Origin of the sequence: Paenibacillus sp. GYB003 (assembly GCF_036577625.1) — a bacterium.
Taxonomy (GTDB): domain Bacteria; phylum Bacillota; class Bacilli; order Paenibacillales; family NBRC-103111; genus Paenibacillus_AB.
The window spans coordinates 1-15,855 of record NZ_JARBDC010000037.1 but is presented as its reverse complement, the minus strand read 5'-3'; the positions used below and the strand labels follow the sequence as shown (position 1 = coordinate 15,855).

Annotated in this window: 10 protein-coding genes; 6 read left to right on the top strand and 4 right to left on the bottom strand. The window is 62.5% G+C overall.

The window, feature by feature from the left end; genetic code table 11:
- On the bottom strand, positions 1 to 4,578 hold a 4,578-nt coding region (locus PV407_RS13320), incomplete at its 3' end, for a CBM96 family carbohydrate-binding protein (RefSeq protein ID WP_332090420.1).
- A gap of 1,072 nt (positions 4,579 to 5,650) precedes the next feature.
- Between PV407_RS13320 and PV407_RS13315 the strand changes: the two genes are divergently transcribed.
- The 5 genes from PV407_RS13315 (at position 5,651) to PV407_RS13295 (ending at position 10,749) form a co-directional block, all read left to right on the top strand.
- Positions 5,651 to 7,243, top strand: a complete 1,593-nt coding sequence (locus PV407_RS13315) for an ABC transporter substrate-binding protein (RefSeq protein ID WP_442951653.1) — start codon at positions 5,651 to 5,653, stop codon at positions 7,241 to 7,243.
- Positions 7,244 to 7,319: 76 nt separating this feature from the next.
- Positions 7,320 to 8,309 (top strand): ABC transporter permease, encoded by a 990-nt coding sequence (locus PV407_RS13310; RefSeq protein ID WP_332090419.1) that lies wholly within the window; start codon positions 7,320 to 7,322, stop codon positions 8,307 to 8,309.
- A gap of 2 nt (positions 8,310 to 8,311) precedes the next feature.
- Positions 8,312 to 9,190 carry an ABC transporter permease gene (locus PV407_RS13305; protein WP_332090421.1) on the top strand — a complete coding sequence of 293 codons (879 nt, stop codon included), beginning with the start codon at positions 8,312 to 8,314 and terminating at the stop codon, positions 9,188 to 9,190.
- A gap of 49 nt (positions 9,191 to 9,239) precedes the next feature.
- Positions 9,240 to 10,163: an ABC transporter ATP-binding protein gene (locus PV407_RS13300; RefSeq protein ID WP_332090418.1), complete on the top strand. Its 924-nt coding sequence runs from the start codon at positions 9,240 to 9,242 to the stop codon at positions 10,161 to 10,163.
- Complete coding sequence (locus PV407_RS13295) at positions 10,153 to 10,749, top strand: ABC transporter ATP-binding protein (RefSeq protein ID WP_332090417.1); 597 nt, start codon at positions 10,153 to 10,155, stop codon at positions 10,747 to 10,749. Before PV407_RS13300 ends, PV407_RS13295 begins: the two co-directional genes overlap by 11 nt.
- A 57-nt stretch (positions 10,750 to 10,806) precedes the next feature.
- Here the strand turns inward: PV407_RS13295 and PV407_RS13290 are convergent, their stop codons facing one another.
- Entirely contained in the window at positions 10,807 to 12,072 is a 1,266-nt protein-coding gene (locus PV407_RS13290) for a WD40/YVTN/BNR-like repeat-containing protein (protein WP_332090416.1), read from the bottom strand.
- A gap of 310 nt (positions 12,073 to 12,382) precedes the next feature.
- Between PV407_RS13290 and PV407_RS13285 the strand changes: the two genes are divergently transcribed.
- Positions 12,383 to 13,927 carry an MDR family MFS transporter gene (locus PV407_RS13285; protein WP_332090415.1) on the top strand — a complete coding sequence of 515 codons (1,545 nt, stop codon included), beginning with the start codon at positions 12,383 to 12,385 and terminating at the stop codon, positions 13,925 to 13,927.
- Positions 13,928 to 13,988: 61 nt separating this feature from the next.
- Here the strand turns inward: PV407_RS13285 and PV407_RS13280 are convergent, their stop codons facing one another.
- Together PV407_RS13280 and PV407_RS13275 are read right to left on the bottom strand one after the other, a co-directional pair.
- Positions 13,989 to 14,414 carry a DUF6157 family protein gene (locus tag PV407_RS13280; RefSeq protein WP_332090414.1) on the bottom strand — a complete coding sequence of 142 codons (426 nt, stop codon included), beginning with the start codon at positions 14,412 to 14,414 and terminating at the stop codon, positions 13,989 to 13,991.
- A gap of 124 nt (positions 14,415 to 14,538) precedes the next feature.
- Complete coding sequence (locus tag PV407_RS13275; protein WP_332090413.1) at positions 14,539 to 15,378, bottom strand: VOC family protein; 840 nt, start codon at positions 15,376 to 15,378, stop codon at positions 14,539 to 14,541.
- Positions 15,379 to 15,855: the final 477 nt, after the last annotated feature.

Genomic DNA, 15,855 nt, shown 5'->3' with positions numbered 1-15,855 from the left:
CGGCTGCCCGCCGCTCCCGCCCCCGCTCTCGCCCGCATCCGCGCCTGCCGCGACGCGGTACGCGAGCGACGCCTGCCCGGCCGCATCGGTGACAGCCGACCCCGCGGCCGCACCGTCGACGCGGAAGTCGACCTTGCCGCCGGCGATCGGCGCGCCGTCCCGGTCCCGCAGCCGCGCCCGCAGCGTCGTCCAGTCGCTGTACGTTCCGGCCGCGTCTTCCACGCTCAGACTCGTACTCGCATACACCGTAAACGCGACCGTCCGAGTCGCCGCATTTCCGGCGCGGTCCGTCGCCGTCGCTACCAGCGTATGGGCGCCTTTCGCCGTAACCGGCGTTCCGCTCGCCCAGTCCGCTCCGTCCAGCTTCACCGCCAGCTCCTTCAAGCCGCTGGCCGGATCGTCGGCCGCGACCGCCGGCACGACCGAGTCGGTGTAGCTCCCGCCTTCCGTCACCCCGGACACGGCGATGACCGGCGCTTCCGTATCGGCGGCGCGCACGAGCGTCGCCTTGCCCCACAGCCCGCGGTTCGTCGCGTTCGAGCTCGTTCCGTTCCAAACAAACTGCCGCTTCCGGTTCAAGCCGTCCTCGCTGTCGTCGAACCCGAAGTCGAAACGGAACGCCGTACCGTCCGCCGGAGCGACGTTCAGCGACTCCCACGAGATCGCCGCCTCCAGCACGTACCCTTGCCCGTTCGGCGCCGCCCGGACCGCCATCCGCAGCGGCTTTTGCCGGCTCGTGTTGAACCAGTGCCAGTACGGCTCGCCGTCCGCCAAAGCGGCGCTCAAAATGACTTGACTGTCGTAAAACAGCAGCGGACCGTGCGTCGTCAAGTCGTTCGGGCCGACGAACAGCTCGACGCCGTCGCCTTTCCAAATATTCGCGTTCCGGTATTGGTTCAGCATCGGCGTCGGCTCGTATACATGGGCGGTCACGTACAAATTCGTCTCGTCCCAAGCGAAGTAGTAGTCCGCCGTTATCGTCTCGCCGCCCGCCCCGCCGACGCGATTCGCCGCGGTCAACGACGTTTTCCGCGCTTCGGCCGGGAATCCGTTCACTTCGCCGTCGATCGGAATCGGCGCCGCCGTATACGGAATGTCGATCGTCCGGTTGCCCGGCTCTCTCGGCGCGTCCCCGAAATCGCGGTAAAACGGCGGCCGCAGTCCGAGCGCGACGCTGTAGATGTCGTGGTTGGTCGCCATCACGCCTTCCAAAAACGTTTTGTACGGCCGGTCGGCCACATTGACGAGACCGAAGTTGTATTTTTCGCCGGTATAGCCTTCCGACCACCGTCCCGTCGCCGCCTGATCCAAATAGGTGAACCAATGCGCCCCGACGACGAAGCCGAGCGATGCGGCGCCTTCCACGTAGTTGCGGTACCGCAGGCCGCGCTCGTTCTGGTCCGCGACGACAATCGGAGCGGTCAGCCCCTGCTCCTTCGTGCCGAACCCCCATTCGGTCAGCATGACCGGCTTGCCGCCGGACGCCTCGTGGACGTGGCGCAGCATCGTTTTATCCAAATTCAACGCGTAATGGTTGATGCTGATGACGTCCATGTAACGGCCGGCCGCCTCCGCCAAAAATCCGCGCAGCTTCGCGTTGTTCGTCGGCGTCGTCAGCCACCGGTCGCCGAGCAGCAGATGGTTCGGATCGTATTTGCGGAACACCCGCGCAACCGTGCCGTAAAACGTGTCGAGATACAGCTTCATAAACGATTCGATATCGCTCTGCGCCTGCGGCGTATCGATATACAGCGGCGCTTCGTACATATCGTCGAAGCCGGCGAACGAGGCGTTCCACGCCGTATTGAGCGCCTCCGGGGTCACGTATGTTTCCTTGAGCATATCGACGAATCGCCGTTTCACGGCCGCTTCGCTCGCCTTCAGCTTCGGCACTTTGGCGATGAATTCGTGATAATGGTATTCGTTGCCGAGAAAGTAGCCGATGATCAGCTTGTTGTCCTTGTTCGGCGGCAGCGCGCGGGCGAACGCTTCGTCCAGCTTCTGCTCCGCCCCGTCGGCGAAAATGTCGAATATTTTCAGCCCCGGCACCTTCGCCCACTGCATGTCGTTCAGCGGCAAAAACGGCACGTACGGCACCTGGAACTCGACGGCCGACGGTGTCGGCGACCAGCCGCCCGCGCTGTTGAACCCCCATTTTTTCAAGCGCTCCAGGCTGTCCGCGTAAAACGCGCGGGAATTGTAGGGCTCCCCGTATTTTTTGATCCGGTTCGCCAAATAGAACGAGAAGTAATCCTTCGAATTCAAAAACGCCGATTTATATTCGCTGTTGTAGTCCGGAAGCCATTCGAACACGTGCTCTCTCCCGGTCACCATCGTGTACGAGTCGTTCGGCTGAATGCCGTTGATGCCGACGCTGAAAAAGGCGTTTCCGTCCGGCGTGGCCATGACCGTCCGGCCACCGGCCGACTGGACGCTGTAAAACCCTTTCGCCTCGAGGCCGTAAGACTCCCGGCTTCCCTTCAGCCCCCCGTAGGCGTCCCAGTCCGGCGCCGTAATGGCTCCGTAATAAGCTTCATCCGCGGCGACGTCGTCGCGCAGCTGCTGCTCGTTCGTCACCTTTTCCGGGAAATTCGCGGAAAACACTTGGCCGAACGTATCGACGGCCAAATCCGCCCGAGAGTAATATGTGTACGTTTTCGCCGCGCTCGGCTCCATGCCGGCTTTCGCCGCATACGTCTCCAGTTCCGTATACCCGGTCAGCGACAACGGACCGGCGTACGGCTTGTATTCGGGATCTTCGGCCGTTTTGTAAAAAATTTGCGCTCCCGCCGTATCGCTGGACAGCGTCACCGTCAAGGGCGCGTCACCGATCGTGCCGGTTTCGGGACCCGCCTTCACCGAAGCGACGTTGACGTTCAGCGCCGCCTTGGACAGCTGCGGCGTCCATGCTTTGTCCGTTCCTTTCACCTCGATTTTCAAATAGCGCATTCCCGGCGGCAAATCGAAGCTTTCGTAAACGAACTGCTGCCAGTTCGCTACCGGCTTCCCGCTTCGATAGATCGAAGGCGTCACCTGGACGTATTCGCCGCCGTCCGCGGAAGCGTAAAACGCCGGATGGTTCACCGCGAGGCTTGTCAAAAAGTAAGCGCCAACCGCAAACGACTTCAACTCGTACGGCGTCTTGTAGATCAAGTAGCCGGGCTCCGTCGTGTTGCGCGTCATCCGCTTCGCGTCGCCGCCGAAGTACGCCGCGTCGGCCATTTCGATCCGCGCGTTGGACCGCGAATCGACGCGGCTGAAATCGTCGAGCGGATCGACCATCCCGATCGGAACGGTCGAATCGGACGGCGTCACCTTCAGAAACGGGGCATCCGTCCCCGCTTCCCTGCTGTTCAAAGTCGTGCCGCCGTCGGTCGTGTTGGCCAGCGCGAGCGCGACCGTCGATTGTCCCGCCCACTTTTGCCGCTTCACGTAGTCGGTCACGTCGAATTCGAGCCAGCCCGGCCGTTCGTAGTTCAGCACGACTTCGTCCAGCTCCGTGCCGGACGGGATCGGCTTCGGCAGCGGCTTGTTCGCGAACGTAAGCGTCGACTCCGTCCAGCCGTCGCTTACGCCGTAGACGCGCAGCTTGGCGGGAGCGAGGGAAGGGTCCTGCGCATAGCCGTATACGTGGAACGTCACCCGGTCGATAGGGTCGCCCACGGAAGACAGATCGAATTTGAAGTACGCTTCCCGGCTGCGCAGCGCCTTGACGAACAGCGAGGAAACCGTACCGTAATTCGCGTCCGGCGATCCGGAATCGACCATGGCGTCCTGGACGGCGGGCAGCAGCGCGTCGCCCGCCCGTTTCGCAATGTAGCGGTACACGGACACGTGGCTCGTCAGTCCATCGACGCCTTCGACCTCCGAATACGCTTTCAATACGAAGGAGCCGTTCACCGGAATCGGCGCGGCATACCGCTGCCGGGTTGCCGACGAACGCGGGTCGCTGCCGTCCGTCGTATAAAAGATCGCTGCTCCGGCCGATCCGCCCGTCAACAGCAGCGGCGCTCCCTCGTCGACGATGCCGGCCGGCAAGCTCGGCGCGACCGAAGCGGGGCCGTTCAGCACGACTTTGCCGATCGACGGCGATTTGACGACCTGGCTGCCGCGAAACTGGATTTTCAAATAATGCGTATTCGCGGGCAGCGTCGGCAGCTCGTACGCGTACGCTTGCGGATACCCGCCCAAGTCGATCGCATCCGGTGCGACCGGCGTATAGACAGCTCCGTCGGACGAGACGGAAAAGACGACATGCTCGTACGGCTTGCCGGACGGATTGAAGTAAGCGCTTACCGAAAACGAGCGGATCGGAAAGTCCGTTTTGTACACGAAGCTTTCGCTCGCGGCGGCGCTTCTTTGCACCCGGCTCGGATCGGGCGAGCCCGCGGACGTCTGGATCGTCAGCGACGGCGAATGGCTGAACGTTTTGCTCCAGTCGGCGAGCTCGTCGACCAAGTAGCCGCCCGCTGCGCCATCCGCGCTTTCGGCCGACGCGGCCGGCCCGAAGCCCGGCAGCAAAGTCGTTAGCAGCATAGACCACAGGCAGAGTATCGAAGCGAGTTTGCGCAATTGCATCAGGGATCCCTCCTTTTTTACATATCGGGCTAAAGTTTCGTTAAGCCGGAACGTATCGTTACCGCGGTCAGCCGTTCCGTCATCCGATCGTACCGGGAATCGGGCACGTCGGTCGGTACGATTGCGCCCTTCGTTATGCGGAAATAGCGGTCTTTGGAGCATCTTCACTAGCGGCCTACGGAGGCAAACATGGAGTTAGCGGATGTTCGGGACTGTTATTTTGCGCGAGCGGCCCGCAGCAAAGCCGAGCAATGCCATTTCGAAGCAAATAAAAGTCCCGATCGTCCTCTATTCCGCCAAAACTACCGTTTCCCGACAAAATAAGTCCCGAAGGCTGTTAATAGAGCAATGCAAATGAGCTATGGTCATGCCAAGGGTAACGACTGGAAACGGCCGGAAACTAACGGAACTTTTTTCCGCTACATCGCTTTTCCCGGAGCATGTTTTTGAATTTAGCGGAACCGTTTTCCGCTATATCGCCTATTTTCGTTCAAAATCAAACGCATTCGCGTAAATAACGGAATACGATACCGTTATGCATACGAATTCGCTCGATTTCGGGCATTTTAGAGGAATTTCCTTCAATTTTCCGCTATCCCGATTCTGGCTTATCGCAAAGGCGAGTCACGCGGCATTCGGAACTTGACGCAGTCTTGGCTCCGCAAATCCGCCTCCGAATCGGGTCGGGCGAGCGAACCGAGTGCCCGTGCCGGACACGCCGTCCCGGAGCACCGCCCCGCGATCCGGGCGCAGCAGCACGTTTTCGGGCGAGCGACGCGTTGTCCGTAACCAATCCGCCTCCATCGCCCGACGCACCCGAAGCGAGCAGTTTTATGCCGCCTCGCACGCTTTGAGCCGCTACTCGGCGACGCTCTCTCACGGTTGCGTACCGCCTGGCGATCGCCGTATCGCTTAGCCTCTTTTTTTACTGTCTCCTTGCCGGGGGTGGCGACGACCGCCCGGCAGTGCTTTTTTGTTTTTTCATGCCGTTACTTCGCGCTTTTCTGTTTCTTGTTACACTGTACGTAAATCGTAGCACATTTGGCCATAGGAGGCTGTTCGCGTTGTCTTTTTGCTCCCCATTCGCGAACCGATCGTCGTATGGCTGCTTGCCGCCGCCTTTGCGCTGTCGGGCTGCTCGGGCTCGAAGACCGGCGGCGACCGCCCGCCGGACGAGCTCGTTCTCGCCGTAGGCGCCGAGCCGGAAGGCGGGTTCGATCCGACGACCGGCTGGGGCCGGTACGGATCGCCGCTGTTTCAAAGCACGCTGCTCCGGCGCGACGCCCGGATGAACATCGAAAACGACTTGGCCGCCGACGGCTACGAAGTAAGCGCGGACGGGACGGTATGGACGGTCAAGCTGCGCAAGGACGCCCTTTTTTCCGACGGCAAGCCCGTCACCGCCGCGGATGTGAAATTTACGTTCGAAACGGCCGCGAAGAGCGGCTCGGTCATCGATTTGACCCTTATGAAAAGCGTCGAAGCGCCGGACGATTATACGGTCCGATTCACGCTGAAGGAGCCGCAATCGACGTTCGTGACGCTGCTGATTACGACCGGCATCGTCCCGAAGCACGCATACGGCGGCGATTACGCCGAGCGCCCTGTCGGTTCGGGCCCGTACAAGCTGATCCAATGGAACAAAGGACAGCAGGTCATCGTGGAGGCGAATCCGAGCTATTACGGGAAAAAGCCGTATTTCCGCAGGCTGACGTTTTTGTTTCTCGGCGAAGACGCCGCCTATGCCGCCGCCAAAGCGAAAAAAGTCGACGTCGCCTACATTCCCGCCGCCTTCAGCAAACGGAAGGTCGACGGCATGCGGCTCGAAGCGGTCCGCACGGTCGACAACCGGGGCATCGCCTTTCCTTTCGTCAGAAGCGGCGGCAAGACGCCGGAAGGCTATCCGGTCGGCAACGACGCGACCGCCGATCCGGCCGTCCGCAAGGCGATCAATATGGCGATCGACCGAAAAGCGCTCGTGCAAGGCGTGCTCGAAGGGTACGGCACGCCCGCCTATTCAGTGAACGACGGACTGCCGTGGTCCAACCCGGGGGCGGCGATCCCCGACGGCGATGTCGAAGGGGCGAAAAAGCTGCTCGAAGGGGCCGGATGGAAGGACGCGTCCGGCGGCGGCGTGCTGGAAAAAAACGGCGTCAAAGCCCAATTCCCGCTCGTCTATCCGTCCGGCGACGTAACGCGCCAATCGCTCGCCTTGGCGGTCGCGGACATGGTCAAGCCGCTCGGCATCCGGATCGACGTGCAGGGGAAAAGCTGGGACGACATCAAGAAAACGATGCATGCGAGCGCCGTCCTGATGGGCTGGGGCAGTCACGATCCGCTCGAAATGTTCCATTTGTACAGCAGCAAATACAAGGGCGTCGACTACTACAATACCGGCTTTTACGGCAACCCGGCCGTGGACGCCTGGATGGACAAGGCGCTGCGGGCGACGCGCGAGGAGGACGCCCTCGATTATTGGAAAAAGGCGCAGTGGGACGGCACGACCGGCGTAAGCGCGCGCGGCGACGCTCCGTGGGCGTGGCTCGTCAATATCGATCATCTGTATCTCGTGAACGACAAGCTCGATATCGGCCGCCAGTACATCCACCCGCACGGTCACGGCTGGCCTGTGACGGACAACATCGCCGAATGGAAATGGAACTAGGCGCTTTCCGGGCGGAGTTCCGTCTCCGTTCTCCCGGTTCCCGGCCGGAAATAGACGCTAAAGGAGCATGCCGAACATGTTGCAACGCACCGTCTCGTTCTTCGCGCTGATGCTTCTCCGTCTCCTGCTGCTGCTCGCGGCGATCGGCATCGTCTCGTTCGCCTTGGCGAGCGCCTCCCCCATCGATCCGATCCAGGCGTACGTCGGCGCGGACATGATGCGGGTCGGCCCCGAGCAGCGGCAGCTCATCGCCGAGCGCTGGGGACTCGATCAGTCCGCCCCGCAGCGCTTCGCGCAGTGGGCGACCGCCCTGCTGCACGGCGATCTGGGGACGTCGATGATCTACCGCCTCCCGGTCGCCGACGTCATACGGGAACGGTTCGCCGGCTCGCTGGCGTTGATGAGCGTTTCGTGGACGCTGTCCGGTTTGCTCGGCTTCGCCGCCGGCGTCGCGGCCGCGATGAACGAAGGCAACTGGCTCGACAAGCTGATCCGCTGGTACTGCTATACGCTCGCCTCCACTCCGACATTTTGGATGGGCCTGCTGCTGTTGACGGTGTTCGCCGTATGGCTCGGTTGGCTGCCGATCGGGCTCGGGACGCCGGCGGGCGTCGTCGACGCCCAGGTGACCGCCGTCGACCGCATCCGCCATATGATATTGCCGGCGATGACGCTGAGCATCGTCGGCATCGCGCCGATCGCCCTGCATACGCGGCAGAAGCTGATCGACGTGCTGGCGAGCGACTATATTTTGTTCGCCAGGGCGCGGGGCGAACGGGGCTTCCGCCTGCTGCGGACGCACGCGCTGAGGGGCGTTTGGCTGCCGGCGGTGTCGCTCCATTTCGCCTCCTTCAGCGAGCTGTTCGGCGGGGCGGTGCTGGCGGAGCAGGTGTTCGCTTATCCCGGCCTCGGGCAAGCGACCGTGGCGGCCGGCCTGCGGGGCGACGTTCCGCTGCTGCTCGGCATCGTGCTGTTCAGCGCGTTATTCGTCTTTATCGGCAATACGGTCGCGGATGCGCTGTACAAGCTCGTCGATCCGCGCCTTCGGGAAGGGCGGGCGACATGACGATGCGACCGAAGGAATCGGGCGGCGTACCGGCGGGCCGGGAACGGTCTTGGCTGCGGCTGAGGCCGAACCGGCGGCAGTTGGCCCTCGTTTACGCGGCGGCGGCCGGCTTGCTGGTCGTCACCGTCTGGCTGGGAGGCGCCCTGATCGGCCCCGAACCGCTGTCGACCCGGCTCGAATGGCGCAATTTGGCTCCGTCCGCGGCCCATCCGTTCGGCACCGACTGGCTCGGCCGCGACATGCTCGCGCGGACGGTAAAGGGGCTCGCGCTAAGCATCGGCGTCGGGATGGCGGCTTCGGCGGCCAGCGCCGCCATCGCGGCGCTGATGGGGCTGATCGCCGCTTCCATGGGGAAAACGGCCGACCGGATCGTCGGCTTTTTGATCGATTTGTTTCTGAGCGTTCCTCATCTCGTTACGCTCATCTTGATCGCGTTCGTGTTCGGCGGAGGGGTGAAAGGCGTCGTCATCGGCGTCTCGCTCACGCATTGGCCCAGCCTGGCGCGCGTCATCCGGGCCGAGGTGCTGCAGCTGAAAACGGCCGATTACGTGCACATCTCGAGGAAGCTCGGCCGACCGCGCTGGCGCGCGGCGACCGGACATATGCTGCCGCATTTGCTGCCCCATCTGCTGGTCGGGCTGCTGCTCCTGTTTCCCCACGCCATTTTGCACGAAGCGGCGATTACGTTTCTCGGCCTGGGCTTGTCGCCGCACCAGCCTGCCATCGGCATCATTTTATCCGAATCGATGCGCTACTTGTCGACGGGCTATTGGTGGCTGGCGTTTTTCCCCGGCGTCAGCCTGCTGCTCGTCGTCCGCGCCTTCGACGTGGCGGGCGAGCGGCTGCGGCTGCTGCTGGATCCCCGGCGGGCTTCCGATTGACGGTCCGTCCGGACGACGATGCGCGGAATACGGAAAGGAGGGCGGGCGAATGCCGCTTCTCGAAGTGGACGGCCTGTCCGTCGCGTTCGCTTCTTATACGGGACGCTTCAAGCGAACGGCGGTTCCCGTCCTGCATAACATGAATCTCGACGTAAATCCGGGAGAAATCGTGGCCGTCATCGGTTCGAGCGGATCGGGAAAAAGCTTGCTCGCCCACGCGATCCTCGGCATCCTGCCCGGCAACGCGACGGTGACCGGGACGATCCGGTACGACGGGGAGCATCTCGCGCCGCATCGGATCGAAGCGCTGCGGGGCCGCGAAATCGCGCTTGTGCCGCAGTCGGTCGGCTTTCTGAACCCGTTCATGCGGGCGGGCGCCCAAGTCCGGTCGGCGGTTCGCGGCGGCGATCCGGCGGCCGAGCAGCGCAAAGCGTTCGAGCGGTACCGTCTGGGCCGCGAGGCGGAGCCGCTGTTTCCCCACCAGCTGTCCGGCGGCATGGCCCGGCGCGTGCTCGTCTCGATGGCGACCGTGAGCGGAGCCCGGCTGCTCGTCGCGGACGAGCCGACGCCGGGGCTCGATCCCGCCGTCGTGCGCGAGACGGTGGCGCAGCTGCGGGAGCTCGCGGACGGCGACGCCGCCGTGCTGCTCATCTCGCACGATTTGGAGTCCGCGCTTCAGGCGGCCGACCGCGTTGCCGTCTTCTACGCCGGCACCACGGTCGAAATCGCGCCGGCCGCCGACTTCGCCGGGGACGGCTCGCGGCTGCGCCACCCGTACAGCCGGGCGCTCTGGAAGGCGCTGCCGCAAAACGGCTTCGAGCCGCTCCCCGGCCGGCAGCCTTCTCCGGGCGAGCTTCCCGAAGGCTGCGTCTTCGCGCCGCGCTGCGAAAACGCGACGGCGGCTTGCGCGGCGGAGCGGCCGGTCATGCGGACCGTTCGCGGCGGAAAGGTCGGGTGCGTCCATGCCACTTGAAGGCCGCGGGCTCGCGTTCCGCTACGGCCGCGGACCGTGGCTGTTCCGCGAATTCGACCTTTCCGTCCGCGAAGGGGAAATCGTCGGCCTCGCCGGTCCGAGCGGACGCGGCAAAACGACGCTCGGGCGGCTGCTGGCCGGGTACGACGTTCCCGGCGAAGGAGAAGTGCTGCTGGACGGCAAGCCGCTGCCGCGCAGCGGCTATTGCCCGGTTCAGCTCGTGTTCCAGCATCCGGAGAAAGCCGTCAATCCGCGTTTGCGGCTGCGCCGCATTTTGAACGAAGGCTGGGAACCGGACCGCTCGTTCCGCGAAGCGTTCGGCATAGCCGAGCAATGGCTCGACCGGTTTCCGGGCGAGCTGTCCGGCGGGGAGCTTCAGCGCGTTTGCATCGTGCGGGCGCTCGGGCCGGACACCCGTTTTTTGATCGCGGACGAGATGACCGCGATGCTCGATGCGCTTACGCAGGCGCAGCTATGGCGCGCCGTGCTGGACATCGCGAACGAGCGGCGTATGGGCATGCTTGTCGTGAGCCATGAGCGGAAGCTGCTGGACCGATTGTGCCATCGAATCGTCGAAATGGAATAAGGGGCCCCCCGGGGCCCCTCGTTTCGTTTGCTCGGCGTCGGTTGTTTGCGCTCCGGATTACGAGGACGGCTTCGGCTTTTCGAACGTATGCACCTTCGTCCAGCTTACTCCGCCGTCGGCCGTCGTATACATGACGGCGGGCTCGGCGTTGTCCGTCAAAATCCACCAGCCGTGCTTCGCGTCGGCGAACGCCAGCCGCTGCTCTCCGTAACCGGCGTAAGCCGGCTCCCGGTTCACCCACGTTTTGCCGCCGTCGGTCGTCAGGCCGATCGTATTCGGCTTGTCGCACGCCATGCACTGCCCGCCCATGAAAGCTACGTTCGGGCTGACGACGTACAGCGCCCCGGGCTTGCTGCCGCCGTTTTTCGGCCCCTCCGAGTGATCGATCGGGAAGCCGGGCGCCGGTCCGCCGCCGGCCGTCGAGTTGGCGAGAACCGTTTGCCACGTTTTGCCGCCGTCCTGCGTATGGAACAGCGAGTACGACGTTTGCGTCATGCCGGATTCCCCGACCAGCAGCACCCAGGCGTCGTCCGCCCCGGCCGACCGGATGACCGTGCCCGTCAGCATGGCGACCGTCTTTTTGGACATGACGGTTTGCCAGGATTCGCCGCCGTCCGTCGTCCGTTTGACGCTGATCGTATCTTTTTGCTGCGTGACCGCCCAGCCGTTTTTCGCGTCATGGAAGTAGGCGTCGCCGACCGTCTGATCGGGGACGGGCAGCTGCGTCCACGTTCGGCCGCCGTCGGTCGTTTTGGCGTTGGCGCTGAACGCTTCGGACGGCGAGACGAAATGAAGGAAGCCGCCGTTCGGCACCGTCCCCGCCGCGGTCCACGTGTTCCCGCCGTCCTTCGTGGCGAGCAGGCGGCGATCGCCCGCCTTGTCGCTTTCGCTCGCGCCGTCCGCGGCGATCGTCGCCCACGCTTCTTGGCCGTTCAGCGCGAACAGCTGACGAACCGTGCCCGAGCCGCTGTATTGCGGGCTCCACGTCTTGCCGCCGTCCTCGGTGCGGGCGATCCAGCCGTTGCCGCCGATCCAGCCGGACAGCGGGTCGGCCAGCCGAACCGCCGTAACGGCGTCCATCTTGACGGCCGAAGGCGGCTTTTGCGCCGAGCCGGCGCCGTTCTCCGGCCCGGACGGAGCGGGAGCCGGTTCGGCCGCGCCCGAATTCGGGCCCGGCGCATTCGGCGCCGGAGCGGGCGCATCCGCAGCCGGCGTCTGCGGCGCGCTACCTTGAGTCGCGTCCCCGGGCTTCTGGCATCCGGCCATTAGCGCCGCAATCAGCACGAACCCTATAACCAATTGGAATAGCCGCGATCTGGTCATCTGTGTCACTCCTTCGGAAACATCCGCGACGGCAAAGCTTGATAGCAGCGCACGGGCTGTTAGGCGAACGCCGCCTGCGGAAATACCTTCTCTTTTCGGTATAACCTAATAGACGTGCATTCAATCGGAAGGGTTGCCGGAAATTCGCACCTGTGCGCAAGATGCGTCGCAGGACCCAGCAGATCGAACCGGTTTTGGCCGATTCCGCTTTATCGTCCGGTCCGCCGCTCAACTGACCGTTCTTGTCAGGGAACCGTCCGTATAATCGAAGCATGCAACAGATTATACGGGATGGAGATGAAACGAAACGATGAGTACCAAGCAAAATCAAGCGGGAATCGTCATCGCGGGCTTGCTGCTCGCCATACTGATGGCCTCGATGGACAATACGATCGTGGCGACCGCGATGGGGACGATCGTCGGGGAGCTCGGCGGCCTCGACAAATTCGTATGGGTTACGTCCGCGTATATGGTCGCGGAAATGGCCGGGATGCCGATATTCGGCAAGCTGTCCGACATGTACGGACGGAAACGGTTTTTCGTATTCGGCATGATCGTGTTCATTGCCGGTTCGGCGCTTTGCGGAACGGCGCAATCGATCGTGCAGCTGAGCCTGTACCGGGCGATTCAAGGAATCGGCGGCGGGGCGCTCATACCGGTCGCCTTTACGATCATGTTCGACGCCGTTCCCCCGGAAAAACGCGGGAAGCTGAGCGGCCTGTTCGGCGCCGTCTTCGGCATGTCGAGCATTTTCGGTCCGCTGCTCGGCGCCTACATCACCGACTACGTCCGGTGGGAATGGATTTTTTACATCAATTTGCCGATCGGCTTGCTTTCCTTCGCCTTCATCGGGTTGTATTACAAAGAATCGCACGCGCATTCCAAACAGCGGATCGACTGGTGGGGAGCGGCGACGCTGGTCGGAGCGATCGTCTGTCTCATGTTCGCGATGGAGCTCGGCGGCAAGCAGTTTGCCTGGGGCTCGGCGCAAATCGTCGGCTTGTTCGCCGGCTTTGCGGTGCTCGCCGCTTCGTTCCTGTTCATCGAATCGCGCGCCGAAGAGCCGATCATTACGTTCCGCATGTTCCGCAGCCGGCTGTACGCGGCAAGCAACGTCATCGCGATGCTCGGCGGAGCGGCGTTCGTTACGGCTTCCGTATACATCCCGATTTTTATTCAAGGGGTGCTCGGCGGAAGCGCCACGAACTCCGGTCTCGTCCTGCTGCCGATGATGCTCGGCTCCGTCGTTACCGCTACGGCCGGAGGCTTCCTGATAAGCAAATTTTCGTATCGGGCGATCATGATTCCGACGCTGCTGCTGCTCGCTCTCGGGCTGCTGCTGCTTACGACGCTGTCGACCGACTCGTCGCGTCTGCAAGTGACGCTCTATATGATTATGGTCGGTCTCGGCATCGGCGCCTCCTTCTCCGTGCTGAGCAACGCCGCCATTCATTCGTTCCCGACCGGACAGCGGGGGGCGGCCAGCTCGACGCTCAATTTTCTCCGCTCGCTCGGCATGACGCTCGGGATTACGGTATACGGCATCGTTCAAAGCCACGCCCTGACCCGTCGACTGACCGACGCCTTCGCGGAGAGCGGCTCTTCCGCAGCGGGAGCGAACTTGAATATCGGCGACCCGCATTCGCTGCTGTCGCCGGCGGCGCGGGCTCAAATTCCCGACCAGGTGCTCGGCAAAATCGCCGATGGGCTGTCGTCGTCGATCGCCGTCACGTTCGCCTGGAGTCTCGTTCCGGCCGTGCTGGCGGTAGCCGCGGCGTTCGCGATGGGCCGCGACAGGCTCAAGCCCGCGACCGAAGCCGAGGCGCCCGAGGAGCGGCTTGCGGTTTCGCATTAAACGCAAAACCCGCGCATCGATCGATGCGCGGGTTTTGTTGGATTCGATTTCGCCTGCGGCGCTATTTCCCCCTGCTGCTGCGCATGGCGGCCAGCACCTTGACGCCTTGACCGCCTTCCGCGAATTCCCGATACTCGGCCGACTCCATCGGCACGAGCGCCATTTTCCCTTCGGCGTTGAAATGAATGCCCCAGCCGTATTTTTTCGGCAGCATGGAAGCGCGCATGCACGCCATCGGCTTTTGGAAAAATTCGTCGCGGATTTGCGTCCCTTTGGCTTCCAGCTCCTCGGGCGGTATCCCTTTATGCCGGACGTGCACCTCGAACAGCAAATCTTCCTGCGTGTAGACGTACGGTTGGTTCGCAACGAGCTCGAATTCGATTCCGGCCTTCGTCTTGCCGTCCTTCTTATCCGGCGGCACCGTGGCGGCGGCGGCCGGGCAATCGGGCGCGATCGTAATGAACGTATTGTAGTAGTTCATATTCATGGCGGTCACTCCATATGGCTTTGCGGGTATCCACATACCGGTTTATACTCCTATGATACCAAACGCCGGGCGCATTGAACAGCTTCGGCGTCCGCGGCCGCCGCCAAGGATCGTCACCCGCCCGTCAGCAATACGACACGTTAAAGCGGTTGCCGTCCGGATCGTAAAAATGAAACAGCACTCTGCCTTTTTCCAAATGCCCCCCGACGTCTCCGCATTCGACGCCGTTGTCGGTCAACCATCGATGATACGCAAAAAAAGAGTCGCGCTCTTTGATCAGCGTAAGCGGGCGGATCGGCCCGTCGATTTGGCCCGTATAAGCGTCGGCGGCGAGCTGCTCCAAAATCCAGAGCGACCGTCCGGATTCGGAATGGTTCTCCAGCAGCGACATGACGAGATAGCCGTCCTCGCTGCGATCCTCCACCATGTTCATGCCGACGAATTCGTTGTACCATTTCCCGGCAAGCCGCAAATCGCGGACCCCGATCCGCGTGCAAGACGGCTTGAAGCCCGCGCCCCGGATCGTATCGTCCCCTTCCGCCGTAAGCCGCGTCCCTTCCGCCGTCGCCCAAAAGTCGAAATACGATTTGCCGTCCGGACCGGTGTAAATGTCCGTGACCCGAATCCCGTTTGCAGTGAAACGATCGTGCGTTTTTTGCAGCTGCTTCGTTCTCCAGCACCATCGGATATGCGGGTCGACGCTTCCTCTCTCGGCATAATGAAACGGCAGCCTTTGCGCGGTTATGACGGAATTGAGCCACGTACCGTAACCGAGATGGGTCATTCTCCCTTTCCGGATGCGCTGATCCGGCCACCATAATTCCTTTCGCCGGACTTCCCAGCCCATATGCGTAACGTACCAATCGATGGCCGGATCGTGGTTGTCCCACAATACGTCGATTTCTCCGCCGTCATAGTACAAATCCGGTACTGCGCTCGTTTTCGCGGTTTGAATGGCCGTCATAGTCGATTCTCCTTTAATGGGAAATTAGAACTTCCCTATGGATGCCGGCGGCCGGCGAAATCTATCGTGGCGAAGGAAAGTTTCTATCGACGTATTTCGAGGATGAGCGCAAACCGTCGGCTTCCGAAACGTAACGGACGCCACGGCGCTTATTTCGCGAAAATCGGCCGTTTTCCGATCGAAACGGACACCACCTGCGCTTATTGGCTCCGAACCGTCGTCCAAAAGGGGTTTTTTCGCCAAATAGTCGAGTAGGTGGGGCCTCGCCTTTCGCGGCTTGAGCCCCTTGCCCCTCACAGATCCGTACGTGCGCAATTCACGCATACGGCTCTTCACTTCACCATTTACAATTTTTTCGCTCAGACCTTGCTTGAATAGAGATTTACCTTTATCTTAGGCTGCGGCAGCGGGTTTCGGCTCAGGAACAGGTTGAACTTTTCGATTGTGAACGAACGTTTCTGGCTCCTTCTGTTCCTC